The 18,891-nt window shown below is 51.1% G+C and carries 17 protein-coding genes and 2 pseudogenes; 8 read left to right on the forward strand and 11 right to left on the reverse strand.

The annotated features are described in order from the left end of the window. Positions 1 to 131 precede the first annotated feature (131 nt). The 3 genes and pseudogenes from phnW to ABVM99_RS10980 form a co-directional block, all read left to right on the forward strand. Positions 132 to 1,235, forward strand: coding sequence for a 2-aminoethylphosphonate--pyruvate transaminase (phnW, locus tag ABVM99_RS10970; protein ID WP_023182335.1), 1,104 nt, complete (start codon positions 132 to 134; stop codon positions 1,233 to 1,235). A 9-nt stretch (positions 1,236 to 1,244) separates the two neighbouring features. Further along, complete coding sequence (gene phnX / locus ABVM99_RS10975) at positions 1,245 to 2,054, forward strand: phosphonoacetaldehyde hydrolase (protein ID WP_023195353.1); 810 nt, start codon at positions 1,245 to 1,247, stop codon at positions 2,052 to 2,054. 5 nt (positions 2,055 to 2,059) lie between these two features. Continuing rightward, positions 2,060 to 2,142 (forward strand): annotated as a pseudogene (locus tag ABVM99_RS10980) (hypothetical protein); the annotation flags it as partial. 8 nt (positions 2,143 to 2,150) lie between these two features. Here ABVM99_RS10980 and yajL read toward each other — a convergent pair. Continuing rightward, positions 2,151 to 2,741, reverse strand: a complete 591-nt coding sequence (gene yajL, locus ABVM99_RS10985) for a protein deglycase YajL (protein WP_001275807.1) — start codon at positions 2,739 to 2,741, stop codon at positions 2,151 to 2,153. Next, a complete protein-coding gene (gene panE / locus ABVM99_RS10990; RefSeq protein ID WP_000705816.1) occupies positions 2,704 to 3,615 on the reverse strand; it encodes a 2-dehydropantoate 2-reductase in 912 nt (303 codons plus the stop codon). The genes yajL and panE overlap by 38 nt, the downstream gene beginning before the upstream one ends. 125 nt (positions 3,616 to 3,740) lie before the next feature. Here panE and ABVM99_RS10995 point away from each other — a divergent pair, with 125 nt between their 5' ends. Continuing rightward, the gene (locus tag ABVM99_RS10995; protein WP_001138914.1) at positions 3,741 to 4,232 is read left to right on the forward strand and encodes a YajQ family cyclic di-GMP-binding protein; all 492 of its coding nucleotides are present in this window, start codon (positions 3,741 to 3,743) and stop codon (positions 4,230 to 4,232) included. 46 nt (positions 4,233 to 4,278) lie between these two features. On the opposite strand, the gene ABVM99_RS11000 is transcribed toward ABVM99_RS10995, so the two are convergent. Both ABVM99_RS11000 and ABVM99_RS11005 read right to left on the reverse strand, forming a co-directional pair. After that, the gene (locus ABVM99_RS11000; protein ID WP_023195354.1) at positions 4,279 to 5,643 is read right to left on the reverse strand and encodes an MFS transporter; all 1,365 of its coding nucleotides are present in this window, start codon (positions 5,641 to 5,643) and stop codon (positions 4,279 to 4,281) included. Between the two features lie 230 nt (positions 5,644 to 5,873). Continuing rightward, a pseudogene (locus ABVM99_RS11005) lies at positions 5,874 to 6,005 on the reverse strand (IS5/IS1182 family transposase); the annotation flags it as partial. 174 nt (positions 6,006 to 6,179) lie between these two features. On the opposite strand from ABVM99_RS11005, the gene ABVM99_RS11010 reads away from it, so the two are divergent. Together ABVM99_RS11010 and ABVM99_RS11015 are read left to right on the forward strand one after the other, a co-directional pair. Further along, the gene (locus ABVM99_RS11010) at positions 6,180 to 7,691 is read left to right on the forward strand and encodes a tetratricopeptide repeat protein (RefSeq protein WP_023195355.1); all 1,512 of its coding nucleotides are present in this window, start codon (positions 6,180 to 6,182) and stop codon (positions 7,689 to 7,691) included. A gap of 11 nt (positions 7,692 to 7,702) precedes the next feature. Continuing rightward, complete coding sequence (locus ABVM99_RS11015; protein WP_023195356.1) at positions 7,703 to 9,193, forward strand: tetratricopeptide repeat protein; 1,491 nt, start codon at positions 7,703 to 7,705, stop codon at positions 9,191 to 9,193. An 84-nt stretch (positions 9,194 to 9,277) separates the two neighbouring features. On the opposite strand, the gene cyoE is transcribed toward ABVM99_RS11015, so the two are convergent. From cyoE to ABVM99_RS11050, 7 genes are all read right to left on the reverse strand, one after another. Further along, positions 9,278 to 10,168, reverse strand: a complete 891-nt coding sequence (cyoE, locus tag ABVM99_RS11020) for a heme o synthase (RefSeq protein WP_000971352.1) — start codon at positions 10,166 to 10,168, stop codon at positions 9,278 to 9,280. An 11-nt stretch (positions 10,169 to 10,179) separates the two neighbouring features. Next, positions 10,180 to 10,509 carry a cytochrome o ubiquinol oxidase subunit IV gene (locus ABVM99_RS11025; RefSeq protein ID WP_000019878.1) on the reverse strand — a complete coding sequence of 110 codons (330 nt, stop codon included), beginning with the start codon at positions 10,507 to 10,509 and terminating at the stop codon, positions 10,180 to 10,182. After that, the gene (locus ABVM99_RS11030) at positions 10,509 to 11,123 is read right to left on the reverse strand and encodes a cytochrome o ubiquinol oxidase subunit III (RefSeq protein WP_000179833.1); all 615 of its coding nucleotides are present in this window, start codon (positions 11,121 to 11,123) and stop codon (positions 10,509 to 10,511) included. The genes ABVM99_RS11025 and ABVM99_RS11030 overlap by 1 nt, the downstream gene beginning before the upstream one ends. After that, entirely contained in the window at positions 11,113 to 13,104 is a 1,992-nt protein-coding gene (cyoB, locus tag ABVM99_RS11035; RefSeq protein ID WP_000467158.1) for a cytochrome o ubiquinol oxidase subunit I, read from the reverse strand. The genes ABVM99_RS11030 and cyoB overlap by 11 nt, the downstream gene beginning before the upstream one ends. A 10-nt stretch (positions 13,105 to 13,114) precedes the next feature. Further along, the gene (gene cyoA, locus ABVM99_RS11040) at positions 13,115 to 14,071 is read right to left on the reverse strand and encodes a cytochrome o ubiquinol oxidase subunit II (protein ID WP_001239449.1); all 957 of its coding nucleotides are present in this window, start codon (positions 14,069 to 14,071) and stop codon (positions 13,115 to 13,117) included. A gap of 452 nt (positions 14,072 to 14,523) precedes the next feature. After that, complete coding sequence (gene ampG, locus ABVM99_RS11045; RefSeq protein WP_000098479.1) at positions 14,524 to 15,999, reverse strand: muropeptide MFS transporter AmpG; 1,476 nt, start codon at positions 15,997 to 15,999, stop codon at positions 14,524 to 14,526. A gap of 43 nt (positions 16,000 to 16,042) precedes the next feature. Next, complete coding sequence (locus ABVM99_RS11050) at positions 16,043 to 16,621, reverse strand: lipoprotein (protein WP_001537832.1); 579 nt, start codon at positions 16,619 to 16,621, stop codon at positions 16,043 to 16,045. A 303-nt stretch (positions 16,622 to 16,924) separates the two neighbouring features. Between ABVM99_RS11050 and bolA the strand changes: the two genes are divergently transcribed. Both bolA and tig read left to right on the forward strand, forming a co-directional pair. Beyond that, positions 16,925 to 17,242, forward strand: a complete 318-nt coding sequence (gene bolA / locus ABVM99_RS11055; protein ID WP_000973433.1) for a transcriptional regulator BolA — start codon at positions 16,925 to 16,927, stop codon at positions 17,240 to 17,242. A gap of 346 nt (positions 17,243 to 17,588) precedes the next feature. Continuing rightward, positions 17,589 to 18,887, forward strand: a complete 1,299-nt coding sequence (tig, locus tag ABVM99_RS11060; RefSeq protein WP_001198403.1) for a trigger factor — start codon at positions 17,589 to 17,591, stop codon at positions 18,885 to 18,887. The last annotated feature ends 4 nt before the right edge of the window (positions 18,888 to 18,891 follow it).

Consider the following 18,891-nt stretch of genomic DNA (forward strand, 5'->3'; position numbering starts at 1 on the left):
GCTTCCGTTTTACCTGCCGCCATTATACAAGCAGAGATGAATTTTTTGTTGCAGCGCGATTTTCTCTTTGACCCGTCGCGGCAAAGATCGTCATGATAAATGCAATCTGGTATAGACCAAAGGTAAATAACATGACTTCGCGTAACTATCTGCTGCTGACTCCTGGCCCGCTCACCACCTCTCGCACCGTGAAAGAAGCGATGTTGTTCGATAGCTGTACCTGGGATGATGATTACAATATCGGCGTGGTAGAACAGATCCGCCAGCAGTTGACCGCACTGGCAACGGCCTCCGAAGGCTACACCTCCGTACTGCTGCAAGGCAGCGGCAGCTATGCTGTGGAAGCCGTACTGGGCAGCGCATTGGGTCCGCAGGATAAGGTGCTGATCGTCAGCAACGGTGCATACGGCGCACGAATGGTCGAGATGGCCGGCCTTATGGGTATCGCCCATCACGCTTACGACTGCGGCGAAGTTGCGCGCCCGGACGTGCAGGCGATCGACGCGATCCTCAACGCCGACCCGACGATCAGCCATATCGCCATGGTGCATAGCGAAACGACCACCGGGATGCTCAACCCCATTGATGAGGTGGGCGCTCTGGCGCATCGCTATGGCAAAACCTACATTGTTGACGCCATGAGCAGCTTCGGCGGCATCCCCATGGATATTGCAGCATTACACATCGACTATCTGATCAGCTCCGCCAATAAATGCATTCAGGGCGTGCCGGGTTTTGCCTTCGTGATTGCCCGCGAGCAAAAACTGGCCGCGTGCAAAGGGCATTCCCGCTCGCTGTCGTTAGATCTCTACGCCCAGTGGCGCTGCATGGAGGATAACCACGGCAAATGGCGTTTTACTTCGCCCACACATACCGTCCTGGCGTTTGCACAGGCGCTGAAAGAGCTGGCGGAAGAAGGTGGCGTGGCGGCACGTCATCAACGCTATCAGCAAAATCAGCGCAGCCTGGTGGCCGGAATGCGGGCGCTGGGCTTTAACACGCTGCTGGATGACGAACTTCACTCGCCCATTATCACCGCCTTTTATTCACCGGAAGACCCGCAGTATCGCTTTAGCGAATTTTATCGCCGCCTCAAAGAGCAGGGCTTTGTTATCTATCCTGGCAAAGTGTCGCAAAGCGACTGCTTCCGCATCGGCAACATTGGCGAAGTATATGCCGCCGATATCACGGCCCTGCTGACCGCCATTCGTACCGCCATGTACTGGACGAAATAAGGAACCATGATGAACCGTATTCACGCTGTTATTCTCGACTGGGCGGGCACCACCGTCGATTTTGGCTCCTTCGCGCCGACGCAAATTTTCGTCGAGGCGTTCCGTCAGGCATTTGATGTAGAGATCACCCTCGCCGAAGCACGCGTGCCAATGGGGCTGGGTAAATGGCAACACATTGAAGCGCTGGGAAAATTACCTGCTGTTGACGCGCGCTGGCAGGCAAAGTTTGGCCGCTCCATGAGCGCAGCAGATATTGATGCCATCTATGCCGCCTTCATGCCGTTACAGATTGCTAAAGTTGTCGATTTTTCTTCTCCTATTGCCGGAGTTATCGACACGATCGCGGCGCTACGAGCCGAGGGCATTAAGATAGGCTCCTGCTCCGGTTACCCACGAGCGGTGATGGAGCGCCTGGTCCCCGCCGCCGCCGGGCATGGCTATTGTCCGGATCATTGGGTGGCAACGGACGACCTGGCCGCGGGTGGCCGCCCGGGGCCGTGGATGGCGCTGCAAAACGTGATTGCGCTGGGCATTGATGCGGTCGCGCACTGCGTGAAGGTAGATGATGCCGCGCCGGGCATTAGCGAGGGGCTTAACGCGGGGATGTGGACGGTGGGGCTGGCGGTATCGGGTAACGAATTCGGCGCAACATGGGACGCCTATCAGACAATGTCGAAAGAGGACGTTGCGGTCCGCCGCGAGCACGCGGCCAGCAAGCTGTACGCCGCCGGGGCGCATTACGTGGTGGATTCACTGGCGGATTTACCTGGGGTGATTGCGCATATTAATGCGCGTCTGGCGCAGGGCGAACGCCCGTAAAATAACTGCCGGATGGCGCTGCCGCTTATTCGGCCTACAGACTGTACCGTTTTGTAGGCCGGATAAGGTGTTTACGCCGCCATCCGGCAATCATTCTTACTCGTAGTAGTTATAAATCCCCGCCGCCATCACCAGTTGCGAAGCCACTTCATGCGCTTTTTCACGACCAGCCAACAAGTCGATGATTTTCAAGCCAAAATCGATAGCGGTACCCGGTCCCTGGCTGGTTAATAATTTTACCCGCGCATCCCACACCACACGCTTATCCTGCCACTGTTCGGCGGGGATCTTATCTTTCAGCGCCGGAAAACCGGTCATATTGCCGATAGGGAAGATATCGTGCGGCACGAGCACTGTAGCGGCTGCGGCGCAAATGGCTGCGACAATGCGCCCGGAGCGGTGAAACTGCTTTACGGTTTCGACCAGCAGCGGGCTGTCGCGAAAGCACTCGGCGCCTTTAATTCCGCCGGGCAACACGATGATGTCATAATCGCCGTCGGCAACTTCAACCAGCGGCGCATCCGCCAGTAGCTTTACACCGCGCGAGCAGACAATCGTCAGGTTGCCATCGCTGGCGACGCTGGCGGTAGTGACGTGGATTCCGCCGCGAACCAGCAGATCGATAGTGGTGACCGCTTCGGTCTCTTCACTACCAGGGGCGAGGCATACCAGTGCCTGAGCGCTCATACTCACTCTCCTTTCGCTTTACCATTTCAAACAGGCGGCTATTTTCCGGAACGGCGAGACCGTGCACGCGGGCGCGCTTGAGTAAATAACCGGTGATGTAGTCAATTTCGGTATGGCGCATGGCGCGCACGTCCTGCAACATGGATGAGATGTTTTCTGCCGTACTGTCAATCACTTGCTCAACATAATAGCGTAAATCGTCTGCCGATGTGTGGTAGCCTTCACGTTCAATCACGGCGGCGACCTCTTCGCAAATTGCGTTGATTTCATCAGTATGATGGCGCAGCTCGCCGTTCGGGCAGTTCCAAAGCGCGGTGAGCGGGTTGATAACACAGTTGACGGCCAGTTTGCGCCACATCTCTGCGCGGATATTGTTATGCCAGGCGACATCGGGCAGTACCCCCTGCAGGATATCGGCGAGATAACTGTAATCGCCGTCTTGCTCGCGCGCCGGGCCAATATGCGTAGTACCGTTAGCGACATGAATAATGATATTACCGTCGCGGCGCGCAGCATGGGTGATAGTCCCCATCAACATCGGCTGTTGGATATTTTGCAGTTCTTCTATGGTTCCCATTCCATTATGAATGAGCAGGATAGGCGACGTCACCGGTAGGGTTGACGCCAGGGTTCGTACTGCGTCGGAAACCTGCCACGCTTTCAGCGTGACTAATAACAGTTCGCTCTTCGCCAAAAAATCCGGATCGTTTGCCGTCAGTGATTCGTTGAAAAAGGAACCATCGGTATCGATCAGATTTACGCTGCAATAAGGTTGTGGCACCCGTAGCCAGCCCTGTACGTCATGTCCGTGTTTGCACAGTGCCGAAAGCCAAAGTTGTCCTAAGGCTCCGCATCCCAGTACAGTAATTTTCATTGTTCCTCCTCACCTGCAACAGCGCCAGGTGTTATGGCGCTAATTATAGCGTCATCAGCTAAGCTTCTCGTTAAGCCTCGTTGCAGGTATTATGCAACGCAACGAAAATGAAGGGAGAAGAAAAGATGCCATCTTTCGATATTGTTTCTGAAGTTGATCTGCAGGAAGCGCGTAACGGCGTGGATAACGCGGTTCGCGAGGTTGAGTCTCGTTTTGACTTTCGTGGCGTAGAGGCGACTATTGAACTGAACGATGCCAATAAAACCATCAAGGTGCTGAGCGAGTCTGATTTCCAGGTCAATCAGTTGCTCGATATTCTGCGCGCCAAGCTGCTTAAACGCGGTATTGAAGGCGCTTCGCTGGATGTATCGGACGAGTTCGTGCATAGCGGTAAAACCTGGTATGTGGAAGCGAAGCTGAAGCAGGGCATTGAAAGCGCCGTGCAGAAGAAAATCGTCAAGCTGATTAAAGACAGCAAACTGAAGGTGCAGGCGCAAATTCAGGGGGAAGAGATTCGCGTGACGGGCAAATCACGTGACGATCTGCAATCGGTAATGGCGCTGGTTCGCGGCGGCGATTTGGGCCAGCCGTTCCAGTTCAAAAACTTCCGCGATTAAGTTGTTATGCCGGATAGAGCCTCGCCGCCATCCGGCAATGCAGCATTCATCCTTTGCTGATAAGCTGTTCAACTTCAAAGCGATTGGTCACTTTGCTGTCGATTTTGACGTAAGCGGAATGCTCTTCCGCCACGATCAGCGCTTCGCTTACGCCTTTCATTGCTAACAGCCGCTGTTTTAGCCTGTCGTCAGCAACAATATCCGCTGGAATTTCCACGCGCAGGCTGCTGACATAGGGCGGTTCTTTCATGGTACTTGCCACTGCCAGCCATACCATCGCCAGTACGGCCCCGGCAAGGAAAACGGTTTGCCCATCAAACGTGCCGTCTATCCAGCCGCCCAGCGAGCCGCCAAGCGCCACGCCAAGAAACTGACTGGTAGAATAGACGCCCATCGCCGTTCCTTTATACCCCGCGGGCGACTCTTTGCTAATCAGCGAAGGCAGCAGCGCCTCCATCAGATTAAAGGCGAGGAAAAAGAGTTGTACGCCAATCACCAGCTCCCAGAAATGCTGGCCCGCTCCCCACAACACGATTTCCGCGACGATAATGAGCCCCACGCAGAACAGGAATACCTGCTTCATCCGCCGTTTGACTTCAGCATAGATGATAAAAGGCACGACGGCGGCAAAGGCGATCACCATGGTTGCCAGATACACCTTCCAGTGTTCGGCGGCAGGGAAACCGGCATCGGCAAGCTGGCCGGGCAGGGCGACAAAGGTGGACATCAATAAAATATGCAGACACATAATGCCGAAATTGAGCTTGAGCAGCCTCGGCTCCGCCAGCACTTTACTGAAGCTGCCTTTGACCATCCCGGATTCGCGATTCAGCACATGGTTGGTACTGTTGGGAACCACCCAGATCGTCAGAAGAATGCCCAGAGTGGCGAGGGCGGCGATCATCCAGAACAACGCGTTCAATCCCAGACTATGGGTAACGATCGGCCCTAATACCATCGCAATCGCGAAGGTGATACCAAAGCTGACGCCGATAAACGCCATCGCTTTGGTGCGGTTTTGCTCGCGGGTCAGGTCAGACAGGAGCGCCATGACGGCGGCGGCAATAGCGCCGGCCCCCTGTAGTGCTCGCCCCAGAATAATGCCCCAGATAGAGTGGGAGAGCGCGGCAATGATGCTACCCGCGACAAATACCGCCAGTCCGCCGACAATCAGCGGTTTGCGGCCAATGCGGTCGGACAGCAGCCCAAAGGGAATTTGAAAGATAGCCTGCGCCAGCCCGTAAATGCCGATCGCAATGCCGATTAATGCTTCGCTGGCGCCCTGTAGCGCCATACCGTATGTGGTCAGTACTGGTAGAACCATAAACATGCCCAGCATACGCAACGAAAAGACGGTCCCTAAACCCCATGTGGCGCGCAGCTCCCCTGGCGTCATTTTATAATCGTTCATTGCCACCTCTGTATAAAAGCTGGGAGTAGTGTAGTGCGGGGAGTGTGCCGGGTAAATAGAGGGTTAATTAGCAAATATTATGTTTTTGAAACAGTTGAGCTAAACAAGAGATAAATTGTTAACACGATAGGGGCGATCGGGAGAGCCAGCATAGCCTTGTGCTCATTCATATTCCGATCTCCTTGAGCTGTAGTGGCTATCTGAGCCATATCAGTATAGTGTAGCGGTTAGCCACGGCCTTCAGGCTGTGTGCGCTGTTGCTCCCTGTTGCAATAGCAGAACTCGTCAAGCCAGACTGTCAGCGAACCGCGCTGCCTGAGTGTGGCTGGCCGGTGGGTGATTTTAAACTTTTGCTTTGCCATAGGAACCCGATTCTGAAACGACTGCAATGATCAGATTCGTCCATCTTCTGATAATTTGATTTATTCAACAACGCCGAGACTGATAGCAAACTTTCTGCGTGATGGCGCGCGTTTATCAGGCAGAAGGTTCGTCAGCAGTCGCATTTATTATATTATTCAAGGAGTGAATTCGTTATGGAAATTAAATATTTATCATTATGTATTTTGGCGGGTATTTTATTTGTTAGCCAGGTGAATGCTTCAGATAACAACGGTAAAGATGATGTAAAATATGCTGCGCTTACCCAGAAGGATCTTGATGCTTTGCCTGTGGAAAAAAGAGCTTCGGTTCTGGATGAACTGGGGTTTATCCATGAATACGGTATTGGTGTGCCGATGAATCGCGAGCGGGCGTTGCAGTATTACAAGCAGGCCTGTGAACTTGGCGGTAACTACGGCTGTTATAATGTGAAGTATGCTTATCAGTATGGCGACGGAGTGGCCAAAGATAGCGCTCAGGCCAATAAGTATGCTAAAAAAATGAATCTGGATAATTTATTGATTGAGCAAGAATATATCGATAAGTTTTCGCAAGAAATTTTCACGGCAAAAGTATTGGCCGATACGGATAAATCGCAGCGACCAGAATTTATTAATGCACTATTTAATCTTCTAAATAATAGGCCAGAGAGCGATGCGCTTTTTTTTAGTCGTATCGGATTTAATCAGGAAAAAACGTTCCGCCTTGCTACGCTATGGGTGCAGGACGGCGATCCACAAATGGATTATCAACTGGGGTTACTCACCCTTAATGATTTCTCTGGTCATTATGTGGATGAGCCTTATAAGGCCAGGCCAGCCTCGTTGAAATGGTTTCGCGCCGCCGCGGAAAAAGGCGTCGTTGAGGCCCAATCTCTCTTGGGGGGTATTTATTCGGGGGGAGAGGGCGATGAGTGGGGGATTAAGCCAGACATTCAGGAAGCACAAAAATGGTATGGACAGGCGGCTAAGCAGGGGGACAGCGATGCACAGACTGCGTTAGGTAAAATCTATTATTCTGGCGCAACAGGGCGCACTGATTACGCTAAAGCGCTGGCATTATTTACGCAGGTTGAAAATGATGGTACTAATTCGCGCTCAACGATGCCGTTGAGTTGGATGTATTATAACGGTTTAGGTACTGCACCTGATTGTGATAAAGCCTGGTCGTATTACAAGAAAGCATCTCGATATGTAGGTAAGAAAGTTGAGGAAAAAATATTTTTAAGTAAATGCGCAGCGGATATTCAGAGTCGAAAAAACAACGCGGATGCTTTACCTAAAGTAACCCTGAAAAAAGAGAGTATTTTCTCTCGCGGGATAACGGCTAAACCGAAAGAATGCGCACTAATTTTTCAGATTGGCACAGATAAAATCCGTAACATGGCGAATTTGCATATTACGCTTGAACTGAAGAATGCTGATGGAATGGCAACTGAGGAAACGTTGATGATTCCGCCATTCGGTTTGAATACTCTGGGGATAGATATGCAAAATCATGATGTTGATCCTCTCGTTACCCCATACGATCTCCCGCTGTATACGCAAGATTTTTGTCACGGGATTGACGATATCCATTTTACGCTGAAATCCGCTACGGCAACGATTAACGGTAAGAATGTCGATTTACTGAAAGCTGACAGTGTGCGCTTTTTAGATAAAGAATAAGGGAATGAAAAATGATAAAACGGAAATGGAATCTTTTGCTTCTGCTTGGGCTTTCTTTCGCATCGGTATGCCAGGCAGGTGATGATATTGACGCGTTGTATAGCCGTATTGCGCAGAAAGATATTCAGGCGCTAAATGAGCTAAAAGCGTTAGCCAAAGATAATAACGCCCAGGCGCTGGCAGAACTGGGGTTTATTTATGAGTACGGCGTTTCAGTATCTGTGGATATTCCGCAAGCAATAAAGTACTACGAGCAGGCTTGTGATTTGGACGGTGATTATGGTTGCTTTAATGCGGCTTATTTCTATGAATATGGCATCGGTACCCAAAAGGACATTACGCAAGCGAAAACATTAGCAAAACAGCTTAGAGAAAAAATTAATCTATCCAATATCAATCTCGATAAAAAGGTGAGTGAACGTATAATTGGGAGTGTTTATAGTAATAAACTTGAGGCATATAGAGACCTTTCATTTCGTCCTCATTTTATTCAAGGCTTAAGTTTCTATTTTTATGCCCCGCAATCAGATGAGCGAAAACTGCTGAGTCGAATAGGTTTTGACTCATCACATCTTGCGCGGATAGCGATACTCTGGGCGAGAGAGGGTGATCCTGAGGTCGCGTATCAGACGGCAAAACTGGTCTCTACTTTGTATTTTAATAATGAAACGAAAACGATAGATATTGCTGAAGCGCTGAAATGGCTCCGAATTTCGGCCGAGAAGGGGGATGCCGACTCACAGACGCTGTTAGGTTTTCTTTATGAACACGCCGGATTGGGATTACAACCAGATGGAGAGAAAGCCCGGAAATGGTATGAAATGGCGGCGCAGCAAGGTAATGGAGAAGCATTGTATACGTTAGGTCGTATGTACTATTCTGGCGTAATGGTTAACGTTGATTACGATAAAGCGCTGTATTTTTTTAAAAAAGCTTATGATAAAGAATTACAGGCGGCCGCTGATTATTTAGCACAGATGTATTTTAATGGCCAGAGTGTAGATGTCGATTGCCAACAATCCTGGCACTATTACGATAACAGCTATATAAAAAAGATGACACAACGCGATTATCTTGATTATTGTGAAAAAGATCGAAAGCGCCGTAATGATTTTAGTCAGCAACTTCCTGAGTTAACATTAGAAAAATATGCGGGATTATTTGGCAGGATTGATAATATTCCTCTGTGTCAGATTGGATTTGTTGTCAATACGAATAAGTTAATTCATGTTGCGAACTTACGTGTGGAATTGATATTAAAAAATGATGTTGGAGTTAGCGACGAAAGAATGGTCGCTTTTCCTCCTTTGGGTCTCAATACTCTGGGTGCTGAACAGGGTATGGGGGATTCTTTTAAGTCGATGGGATATATCTTGATGAAAAACGGTGACTTGTGTGATTACCATAAACTTACTTTCACCGTGAAGTCAGCGACGGCAACAATCAATGGTAAAAAAGTTGATTTACTGAAAACGGATAATTTACATATTATTCAGAATTGATAAGTCGTGGGGCGTTACTGCCTGATGAAATGAATAAAAAAACCGCCGTTTGTGACACGGCGGTTTTTTCAATAGCAACGCTTGTTACCAGACGTAAGTCAGCAGATTCTGCGAATTCGGCACCATAAAATCAACGGACATCATGATACTCAGCGCGGTAATCGCAATGATAGAGAAGCCGAACAGCTTGCGCGCCCAGACCTTATCATCTTCCACTTTGTAACCGCGTAGCGCCATGCCGAGCCACCAAACGCTGACCGCCGCGGCGACCACCAGGTATTTGTAACCGGCATAACCACCCAACGTGAGCATTAGCGTTGCAACGGCAAACGCAATGATGTACAGCGTAATGTGGTTTTTAGCGACTGAGATTCCTTTTACCACCGGCAGAACCGGGATATTGGCCGCCTGATAGTCCTTAAAGCGGAAAATGGCGATGGCGTAAGAGTGCGGCATCTGCCAGAGGCTGAAAATAGCCAACAGAATCGCCGCGCCGCTGTCAAAGTCGCCCGTTACGGCGCAGTAGCCAATCACCGGCGGCGCTGCGCCGGAGAGAGAACCAATCAGCGTTCCGTAGACGGAGTGACGCTTCATGTACAAGCTGTACACGCCAACGTAGACCACGAAGCCCATCACCCCCAGCCAGCAGGCCAGAGGATTAGCGCCAAACCACAGCAGCATAAAGCCAGCAATACCCAGCAGGGTGGCGTATACCAGCGAGACGCCAGGAGAAATCAGGCCTTTGACCAGCACCCGATTCTTGGTCCTTTCCATCTTCCTGTCGATATCCCTGTCGATGTAGTTGTTAAATACACAACCCGACGCCACAACCAGTGACACCCCGACCAGCGTATAGATGAACAGGGGATAGTCAATGCTGCCCTTTGAGGCCAGCAGAAATCCCCCGATCACCGAGATCAGGTTGCCAAAGATGATGCCTGGTTTCGTTACTTGCAGGTATTGCTTAAACATCATACTCGCCGCTCTTAGTGCATCATCATGTTGTAGTTGAGGTTCCACATAATCCAGATGGAGCCCACAACCAGGATGGCGATGATCAGCACGGTAAAGATGAAGGCCGTCATGTTCCAGCCTTCATCAGATTTGGTGTTCATGTGCAGGAAACACACCAGATGCACCAAAATCTGCACCACTGCCATTGCCAGGATAGATCCCAGAATAACGGCCGGAGAGGCAGCGCCGGTCATCACCATCCAGAATGGAATAACCGTCAGGATGACCGACAGGATAAAGCCGGTCATGTACGTTTTTACGCTGCCGTGGGATGCGCCGCCGCTCTCGGTAGAATGACTCATTACATCGCCCCCATCAGATAAACAACAGTGAATACGCAAATCCAAATCACATCCAGGAAGTGCCAGAACAGGCTCAGGCACATGATGCGGGTACGGTTAGTGCTGGTCAGACCGCGACGGGCAACTTGCACCATCAGCACCGCCATCCAGATCAAACCGGAAGTGACGTGCAGACCGTGCGTGCCGACCAGCGCGAAGAACGCAGACAGGAAGCCGCTGCGATCCGGGCCCATACCGTTAACAATCAGGTGATGGAATTCATAGAGTTCCATCCCGATAAATCCGGCACCGAACAAGAAGGTCAACGCCAGCCAGGAGATAACCTGGCTCTTGTTGTTCTTGTGCATGGCGATCGCCGCCATGCCGTAGGTAATGGAGCTAAATAACAGCAGGAAGGTTTCAACCAGAACGAACGGCAGTTCGAAAATGTCCTTACCTGTCGGGCCGCCAGCGGTGCCGTTCACCAGAACGGCATAGGTAGCAAACAGAATAGAGAACAGAATGCAGTCGCTCATCAGGTAGACCCAAAATCCGAAGATTTTGTTCTGGCCTGCGTCATGGTGCCCGTGTTCGTGCGCGTGGGCAGTCGCGTGCGTTAAAGTATCAGTTGCCATTTTTCAGCCCTGCCTTAGTAATCTCATCGAAATGCTGGTTTTCCAGTTTTTCGACTTCCGGGACCGGCACGTAGTAATCCACATCTTCATCAAAGCTTTTTACAATCCAGCTGATGATCATGCCTGCGAAACCCACTATCGCCAGCCACCAGATATGCCAGATCATGGCGAAGCCAAATACCGTCGCGAAGGCGGCGATAACAATACCGGCACCGCTATTTTTCGGCATATGAATCTCTTCATACTGTCCAGGCTGTTGGTACGCTTCGCCTTTTTCTTTCATTTCCCAGAAGGCGTCACGTTCGTGAACGTGCGGCACAACGGCAAAGTTATAGAACGGCGGCGGAGACGAGGTTGACCACTCCAGCGTACGGCCACCCCATGGGTCGCCGGTCAGATCGCGATTCTGATCGCGGTCGCGAATAGAAACGAAGATCTGAATCAGTTGGCACAGGATACCCAGCGCAATCAGCGCGGCACCGGCGGCGGCAACCATCAGCATCGTATGGAACTGCGGATCAATTTGCTGGCTGAGGCGACGGGTCATGCCCATGAAGCCCAGTACGTACAGCGGCATAAAGGCTACAAAGAAACCGATAATCCAGAACCAGAAGGCGCGTTTACCCCAGGTTTCGTTCAGCTTGAAGCCAAACGCCTTCGGCCACCAGTAGGTCATACCCGCGAAGCAGCCAAACACCACGCCGCCGATGATCACGTTATGGAAGTGCGCAATCAGGAACAGGCTGTTGTGCAGGACGAAGTCCGCGCCCGGTACCGCCAGCAGCACGCCGGTCATACCGCCGACCGAGAAGGTCACGATAAAGCCGATGGTCCACATCATTGCGGAATGGAAGACGATACGGCCCTGATACATGGTGAACAACCAGTTGAAGATCTTCACCCCGGTCGGGATGGCGATAATCATGGTGGTGATACCGAAGAAGGCGTTAACGTTCGCGCCTGCGCCCATCGTGAAGAAGTGGTGCAGCCAAACGATAAACGACAGTACGGTAATACAGACGGTCGCCCAAACCAGCGAGGTATAGCCGAACAGACGTTTACGCGAGAAGGTCGCTGCGATTTCGGAGAATACCCCGAAGACCGGCAGAATCAGAATGTACACTTCCGGATGGCCCCAGGCCCAAATCAGGTTGATGTACATCATCATGTTGCCGCCCATATCGTTGGTAAAGAAATGGGTGCCCAGATAGCGATCCAGGGTCAGCAACGCGACGGTAACCGTCAGAATCGGGAAAGAGGCGATGATCAGTACGTTGGCGCACAAAGAAGCCCAGGTAAAGACCGGCATCTTGAACATTGTCATACCCGGCGCACGCATCTTCAGGATCGTCACGAAGAAGTTGATACCGGTTAACGTCGTACCAATACCCGAGAGTTGCAACGCCCATATCCAGTAATCGACCCCGACGCTGGGACTGTACTCTATTCCCGATAGCGGCGGATAAGCCAGCCACCCTGTCTGCGCGAATTCACCCACGCCCAGCGAGAGGTTAACCAGGATAACGCCGACAACGGTGAACCAGAAGCTCAGGTTGTTCAGGAAAGGGAACGCAACGTCGCGCGCGCCGATCTGCAGCGGAACCACCAGGTTCATCAGACCGATAACGAAGGGCATCGCCACGAAGAAGATCATGATTACGCCGTGAGCGGTAAAGATCTGATCGTAGTGGTGCGGCGGTAGAAAACCCGCTTCGCCGGCGGAGGCAAGCGCCTGCTGGCTACGCATCATGATGGCATCGGCGAAACCACGTAACAGCATCACAATCGCGACGATGATATACATGATGCCGAGGCGTTTATGGTCAACCGACGTTAACCACTCTTTCCATAGGTAGGTCCACTTACCGAAGTAAGTAATCGCTGCCAGTATCGCCAGTCCCCCGACGATAATTGCAGCGATCGTTACCATGACGATAGGTTCATGGAACGGTACTGCATCCAGTGATAATTTTCCGAACATCTTATCTTCCTCAACCCTTGGAGTTGGCGGATTCCGCGTGGCTCATGTCCATACCTTCCATTCCTTCATGCGAGCTGTGCTCACCTTCAGGTTGGGTCATGTCCATGCTCTTACCGTGGCCCATGAATTTGTTAATAACGTCCTTGAACAAATCTGGTTTCACGCTGGAGAAATATTCCACCTTGTTGTACTCGCTTGGCATAGCCACTTTCTCGAACGCCGCCATATCATTCATGGTGTTCGGAGACTGCTTCGCTTTTGCGACCCATTGGTCGAATTCTGCGCGGTCTTTGGTGGCGATAGCTTTAAACTTCATACCAGAGAAGCCCGGGCCGCTATAGCTGGCGGAGATGCCATCGTAGGTTCCGGGTTCGTTGGCGATCAGATGCAAACGTGTTTGCATACCGGCCATGGCATAAATCTGGCTACCCAGACGCGGGATAAAGAAGGAGTTCATCACGGAGTTGGAGGTCACTTTGAAATAAACCGGCGTGTTCGCCGGGAAGGCGATCTCGTTGACGGTGGCGATACCCTGCTCCGGATAGATGAAGAACCATTTCCAGTCCATGGAAACCACTTCGATGGTGATCGGTTTTTCGTCATGCGCCAGCGGCTTGCTTGGTTCAAGCGCGTGCGTGGTTTTCCAGGTCAGTACGGCAAGGAAAATGATGATTAAGATAGGCACCGTCCAGACCACGGCTTCCACTTTATTGGAGTGTGACCAGTTCGGGCTATACTTCGCATCCTTATTACTCGCACGATACTTCCAGGCGAAACCAACAGCCATCAAGATGGCGGGAATAACGACGATCAACATCAGGCCAAATGCCGTCAGTATCAGCGAACGTTGCTCCAGTCCAATCTGTCCTTTGGGATCCAGCAGCGCAGAATTACAGCCACTGAGTAATGCAGTGCCTGCAATTAATGACAACCATCCCAAACTTTTATTGTATTTCCTGAGTCTCATTTAACGACCTCAATTCCACGGGACCTGGTGGCGTTTAAAGTGTAGGGGCATTTTACGGTAAGGTTACATTACTGTAAACATGATTGGTTCTGTGTTACCAAGTTCTGCCGCGCATGTCACATATGTTGCCAAGTATGTCGAAATAACTTTAAGACACTGTTGAAACTTTGCGTTATAACGGATGAGGTCTGTAAGTGGGATGTTGAGGGATAATTGGTATAACCAATGTAAAAATAAAACAATTACTTAACAATTTATTATCAATAAAAGGACAATCAACGGCAGAAATTTAAATTTAATCGGCTGAATCGTGTAAAGAAAATAGGTAGCGTAGAAATTACCAATAATTTCCAAAATTCTGTTGCGCACAAAAAGACAAATATATTTTTTATCAATTGATGGTTATTTAGCCGTTATAATTCCGGGTCGTTATTACAACGGCAAATAATGTTTTACAGCAGGCGTGTTTTTCGTAGCGCCAGGTAGTCCAGCAACCCGCCAAAGACAATGCCGCACACGGCAACCGCTACCGCAGTCTCAAGCAATCCGGACAGGAATGAGAAGTTAGTGTAATCCAACGCGTTCATGGTCAGCAGGAGTACCCATACCGCCAGCAAAGCGACGCCCGCGAGCAGGATTGAAAGCGCGAAATTGTAGGCGCCACGGTATTGCGTGCGGGGAATGAAACGCTCGCTCTGCCAGCTATATTCCAGCGTTTGCCGACAGACCAGCAACAGTAACAGCCCGGGAACGGCGGCAACAACCGAGAAGAGGTAGAATGTCGGCCAGCCGTGCGCTTCAACGAACCAGCCCGCTACAGGACCAACATAAACGCGGCCTACTGCGGAGAGGGCCGACAGTAGGGCAAACTGTGTTGCGGAAAACGACTTATTACATAGCGTCATTAATAAGGCGACAAAGGCGGCAGTACCCATCCCGCCGCACAGATTTTCGAAAAAGACCGCCGCGCCCATGCTGAACATGTTTTTATCGGTAATGGAGAGCAACCAGTAACCGGCGTTGGACGCGCCTTGCAAAATGCCGAAAATCAGCAGCGCGCGAAACAGCGAAAGACGCTGCATTAATATGCCGCCGTATAACGCGCCGACGATCGTCGCCAGCAGGCCCAGCGTTTTATTGACCACGCCGACTTCGCCGGCGTCAAAGCCGACGCCGCGAATCAAAAAGGTGGTGGTCAGGCTCATGGCGAAGGCGTCACCCAGTTTATAAAGCACAATGAGCAGTAAAATCAGCCAGGCGTTGTTACGGCCAAAGAAATCGCGTAGCGGCGCGACGACGGCCTGTTCCAGCGATTTCGGGGAGGGGATAGTATCGGTCGGTTCCGGCGCCAGTAAGGTGGCGATAATGCAGGGGATCAGCAATGCCGCCATCAGCCAGTACATGCCCTGCCAGCCGAGCCAGCGATCGGCCAGCCATAGCGCCAGTCCGCCGGAAACCAGCATCCCCAACCGGTAGCCAAGCACGCTGATTGCCGCGCCAGCGCCGCGCTCTTCTGCGGGTAAAACATCGGTTTTCCAGGCGTCGAATACGATATCCTGCGAGGCGGAGCAAAAAGCAATCACCACCGCCAGCGCCGCCATCCAGCGTAGCTGCGTGCCGGGTTCAAGAAAGCCCATCGCCGCAATCGCCGCCAGTAACAACAGTTGGGTGGCGAGTAACCAACCGCGACGACGACCTAAAAAAGGCGGCGTGTAGCGGTCCATCAGCGGGGACCAGAGAAACTTAAACACATAGGCCTGACCAACCAGCGAGAAGAAGCCAATCGTTTTAAGATCGATATTCTCGACGGTCATCCACGCCTGTAGCGTACCGGAGGTGAGCGCCAGCGGGAGGCCAGAGGCAAAACCCAATATCAGCAGAATGGCTGAGCGCGGTTGCTGGAAAATACGTAAATATTGACTTGACATAGGCATCTACAGACCCGGCTTCTGCCGGGTCTTGTTGTTGCTATTAACGGGCGTTTTGCTTGATAAAATCGTGAATACTGGTGTCCTGAGACATATCAGCAATGGTATCGGTCAGAACGCTGTTTACCGCGTCGGCAATATTCTGGTTAGAGGCCTGGAACGCCCCTTCAATAGAGTAGTTGGCGCGATAGTTTTTGGTCATCTTGCTGCCATTTGCCGCGGTCGCAATAATCGCGATATCCGCTTTGGTCGCGATGTTGTAGCGCACGCTGCCCTGGGAAACATCAGCATACAGTTGGTTAACAATAATCTGCAGATTAACCGCGCCGTTAGGCCCGATCATATAGCCCCGTGCCGTCATCTGTTTTTCCAGGACTTCTTGTAACAGGAAGCGTAAATCGCGGGAGGCTGTTAACGTTACCAGCTGGTTGTTACGCGTGACTTTCGCTAACGCCTGATCCTGGCGCTGGTCCGCGCCGGTAATGCTAACGGTGACGCCCATCAGGCTCGGGTCCTGCTGTGGCAAGGTGATCTTCGGCGCGACGTCAATGGTCGTCGGCGGTGTGGCGCATCCTGCCAGCATAAACAGAGCGACTAACGGAAAGAGAAGTTTTTTTAACATATTCAGGCTCTCAATGACGCTTAAAACGTGATAGGTAAAAATTCCCGCCATCATAACACCGCTAACGGCGAGGGGAAGTGGTCAACGCAGGTAAATTCGTCGTAATGTCCGATTTGGTATCGATAACGGCGCGAGCGGGGATTTTGAGCGCTAAAAGAATGATTAAGGCAGTAAACTTCATACGTTTGGCTGAAATAATCAGACGAAAGCTAAATTTTTGTTGTCATGCTGTAATGGAAACGGTAAAAGCGGCTAGTATTTAAAGGGATGGGTGACATCACAGCGTTGTCGGAGGAGATTTTCATGATGATACGTGAGCAAATAGAAGAAAAATTAAGGACAGCGTTCGACCCCGTGTTTCTCGAAGTTGTGGATGAAAGCTATCGTCACAATGTTCCTGCAGGATCGGAAAGCCATTTTAAGGTCGTGCTGGTGAGCGATCGCTTTACAGGCGAACGTTTTCTTAATCGTCATCGGATGATTTACGGTACGTTAACGGCGGAACTCTCCACAACCGTACATGCGCTGGCACTGCATACTTATACCCTCAAAGAGTGGGAAGGGTTGCAGGATACTATCTTCGCGTCGCCTCCTTGTCGCGGCGCGGGAAGCATCGCGTAGCAAAACGGATTTGCAACTACCTCCGCTTTTCCAGTATGTTGCTACAGAATTATGTGAAAACGGCCTGCGGGCCGTTTTGTTTTGTCTGAATTTTGAGCGTGTCGTACAGTATTCAGACAAAAATTAGCCGAGAATTGTGAAAACCGCCGCAGCATCGCACAATCACCGTTCTCGACTCACAAAAGTGATGCCGCTATAATGCGCCGTCTTATATATGAACGTCTTCGGGATGATTCTGACGACAGGGAATGTGATTGATTATGAGAACATCCCGGTTCCGCGAAGCAAATAGCACGTGCTTGCGGAGTAGAGTTGACCGAGCACTGTGATTTTTTGAGGTAACAAGATGCAAGTTTCAGTTGAAACCACTCAGGGCCTTGGCCGCCGTGTAACGATTACAATCGCTGCTGACAGCATCGAGACCGCTGTAAAAAGCGAGCTGGTCAACGTAGCGAAAAAAGTACGTATTGACGGCTTCCGTAAAGGCAAAGTACCGATGAATATCGTCGCTCAGCGTTATGGCGCTTCTGTTCGCCAGGACGTGCTGGGCGATCTGATGAGCCGCAACTTCGTTGACGCGATCATCAAAGAAAAAATTAACCCGGCAGGCGCGCCGAACTATGTTCCGGGCGAATACAAAGTGGGTGAAGACTTCACTTACTCCGTCGAGTTTGAAGTCTATCCGGAAGTTGAGCTGACTGGCCTCGAGTCTATCGAAGTTGAAAAGCCGGTTGTTGAAGTCACCGACGCTGACGTTGATGTGATGCTGGACACCCTGCGTAAGCAGCAGGCGACCTGGAAAGAAAAAGACGGCGCTGCTGATGCGGAAGACCGCGTGACCATCGACTTCACCGGCTCTGTAGACGGCGAAGAGTTCGAAGGCGGCAAAGCGACCGATTTCGTTCTGGCGATGGGCCAGGGTCGTATGATTCCGGGCTTTGAAGACGGCGTTAAAGGCCACAAAGCTGGCGAAGAGTTCACTATCGATGTGACTTTCCCGGAAGAGTACCACGCTGAAAACCTGAAAGGTAAAGCGGCTAAGTTCGTTATCAACCTGAAGAAAGTTGAAGAACGCGAACTGCCGGAACTGACCGAAGAATTCATCAAACGTTTCGGCGTTGAAGATGGTTCCGTAGCCGGTCTGCGCGCTGAAGTACGTAAAAACATGGAACGCGAGCTGAAAGGCGCGGTGCGTAACCGCGTTAAGTCTCAGGCGATCGAAGGTCTGGTAAAAGCTAACGACATCGACGTACCGGCTGCGCTGATCGACAGCGAAATCGACGTTCTGCGTCGTCAGGCTGCGCAGCGTTTTGGTGGTAACGAGAAACAGGCTCTGGAGCTGCCGCGCGAACTGTTCGAAGAACAGGCTAAGCGTCGTGTAGTTGTCGGTCTGCTGCTCGGCGAAGTCATTCGTACCAACGAGCTGAAAGCGGACGAAGAACGCGTTAAAGGCCTGATCGAAGAGATGGCGTCTGCTTACGAAGATCCGAAAGAAGTGATTGAGTTCTACAGCAAAAATAAAGAGCTGATGGACAATATGCGTAACGTCGCTCTGGAAGAACAGGCTGTTGAAGCGGTTCTGGCAAAAGCGAAAGTGTCTGAAAAAGCCACTTCCTTCAATGAGCTGATGAACCAGCAGGCGTAATTTT

Source organism: Salmonella sp. SJTUF15591 (assembly GCF_043356435.1).
Lineage (GTDB): Bacteria > Pseudomonadota > Gammaproteobacteria > Enterobacterales > Enterobacteriaceae > Salmonella > Salmonella enterica.